A 1,974-nucleotide genomic window follows, 5' to 3' on the forward strand; every position below is an offset into this window, starting at 1 on the left:
TGTAGAGATTCCTGAAAACTCTTTCAGTCCTCTATCGCTCGAGGACAGCATTGCTGGGCGATAGTCCTCCAGCAGCGCATTCCAGCCATGCTCCCTTTCAGTCCTCTATCGCTCGAGGACAGCATTGCTGGGGCGACCAAAACGGTAATGCTGTTATTTTGAAGTCTGGTTGTCAAAGTGCATTCGCGTGTTTTAGACGCAACTACATTTTACAACCCACCGTGGTTCGCAAATCGAAATTCACGTTCAAAAGACTCCGGTTTGCGAACCATTTTTTTCGTTTACGAAAGCGGTGCTGATTTCGCCAGGTGGCCGAAGTCTGCAGAAACAGCCAAAGCAGCTCCGTAATTTCGTCGGGCACAGCCTCGCAAATCAAGCAGGTTTTGCCGGGATGCAACGGTTTGCGGCTAGAAGACATCCCCGCAAAAATTTTTGAGCTCGCACTCAAAGCACTTTGCAACCTGGGGGGTGGGGTCTGGGCAACGCTCGGCTTTGATGAAAGCGTTGATGTCTCGGATGGCTTGTAAAGTTTGCTTTCTTAGCTTGGCATCGAACTCTATCACATAGGTCTCGCGGGTACGGGTGCTGTGCCAGTAGCCCCTGGGGCTTTTGGTTGGACGGGTGGCTTCGAGCAGCAGGCCATAGGCGCAAAGCTGCATCCGATGCCCCAGGTCGGGTTCGCGGGTACTGTCCTTGAACTCCACCGGGTAGCTTTCCTCTCCAACTGTTACAACCAGGTCGGACGTGCCCGTCACCTCAAGCGAATCGCTGTGCAAGTGCACATTAAATTCGCGCTGCCCCTGATGCAAACCATAGCGCTGAAGGCTGCGCTGCTTCTCGAGGGCCACCTCCACATCGTGGGCCTCGCGCCCGTACTGCATTCGCAGGGTCTCGCGTCGGTACACCGGGGTGCAGCGCTCGTAGAACACCACCCGGGGGCAGTAGTGATACTGGCGGAGCTCGACCGGGGTGATCATGGGTTCACCTTCGACCAGGCCCCCTCGAACTGGGCTTGCTCGAGCTGGATTACCGTAATGGCTCCGCTGTGGTCACCCAGAATTTTACCCAGACGGAGCTCGAGCTCCTCCCGTGCGGCTTTGGTCAGCCTGCCGCTGTAGGCGCTGAACTGAATCCGATTCAGACCATAGTCCTTGCAGGCGTCGCTGACCCTGGTGCGGATTCGGTCTTCGCCAATGTCGTAGAGCACCAACACTGGCTTGCCTGGTTTGCGGGGATCCTGGATCAGCATGGCTCACCAGCTGGCCACATAGAGGGGGTACTCCCCCTCGTCGCGCAGAAACAGGGCCAGGCTGCGGGCCTGGGCCACCATGATGCTCTTGAGGCGGAAGCGCTTGCCCTTGTGGGTATCCCGGGCCTCCAGTCGGTTCAGCACGGCCTCGGCCAGGCGTTTGCGGGAGGAGGGTTCCAGCTTCCCATCCTTGAACTCGGGCCGCCAGCCCCGCCCCAATGTGGCGATGACCGCCCGATCCACCACCGCTGCGCGGAATCCTTCCACGAAATCCAGCACCAGGCTGGGTTTGCCGGGGCGGTCGGTGTGCAGAAAGCCCGCGAAGGGCTCGAGGCCCGCCGTAGAAAGTGCGCCCGCCGCCTGGGCATACAGAATCCCGTAGCCGTAGTTGAGGCAGGCGTTCACCGGATCGGTTGCACCCCGGCCCAGACGGCCAGGAAAGCCCAGGTCGGGCGGCAGCAGGGCTGCCACAGCCCCCCAGTACACCACCCCGCCGCGCCCCTCGATACTCAGCAGGAAGTCCCGGGCGGCGTCCACGTGGGGCGCCTGCAAGGTGTCGAGTTCGGCCTCGAGGGCTTGCAGCAATGGAAGGGCTTCTTCGATGGCGGCATAGGCGGCGGGGTCTGCCTCGCGGCGGTACTTGCCGAACAAGAGATTGAACTGTAGTGAAAAGTAGTGAAAAAAGGGCATAAACTTAGGCTGAAAGGCTAGAATGCTCGGTCAAT

Annotated in this window: 3 protein-coding genes; all 3 read right to left on the minus strand. The window is 59.4% G+C overall.

From position 1 onward, the window contains the following. Positions 1-407: 407 nt before the first annotated feature. The 3 genes from cas4 to cas1 are packed head-to-tail and all read right to left on the minus strand — an operon-like array spanning position 408 to position 1,939. Positions 408-977 carry a CRISPR-associated protein Cas4 gene (cas4, locus tag NZN28_RS14340; protein ID WP_295399304.1) on the minus strand — a complete coding sequence of 190 codons (570 nt, stop codon included), beginning with the start codon at positions 975-977 and terminating at the stop codon, positions 408-410. After that, the gene (gene cas2 / locus NZN28_RS14345) at positions 974-1,249 is read right to left on the minus strand and encodes a CRISPR-associated endonuclease Cas2 (protein WP_295399306.1); all 276 of its coding nucleotides are present in this window, start codon (positions 1,247-1,249) and stop codon (positions 974-976) included. The genes cas4 and cas2 overlap by 4 nt, the downstream gene beginning before the upstream one ends. Positions 1,250-1,252: 3 nt before the next feature. Next, a complete protein-coding gene (gene cas1, locus NZN28_RS14350) occupies positions 1,253-1,939 on the minus strand; it encodes a CRISPR-associated endonuclease Cas1 (RefSeq protein WP_295399308.1) in 687 nt (228 codons plus the stop codon). Between the last annotated feature and the right edge of the window lie 35 nt (positions 1,940-1,974).

Origin of the sequence: Meiothermus sp., from assembly GCF_025056915.1 — a bacterium.
In the GTDB taxonomy this organism is placed as follows: domain Bacteria; phylum Deinococcota; class Deinococci; order Deinococcales; family Thermaceae; genus Meiothermus.

Excerpts from the sequence above, each read along its gene's own strand:
- cas4 (WP_295399304.1), bottom strand. The coding sequence starts at position 977 with ATGATCACCCCGGTCGAGCTCCGCCAGTATCACTACTGCCCCCGGGTG.
- cas2 (WP_295399306.1), bottom strand. The coding sequence starts at position 1,249 with ATGCTGATCCAGGATCCCCGCAAACCAGGCAAGCCAGTGTTGGTGCTC.
- cas1 (WP_295399308.1), bottom strand. The coding sequence starts at position 1,939 with ATGCCCTTTTTTCACTACTTTTCACTACAGTTCAATCTCTTGTTCGGC.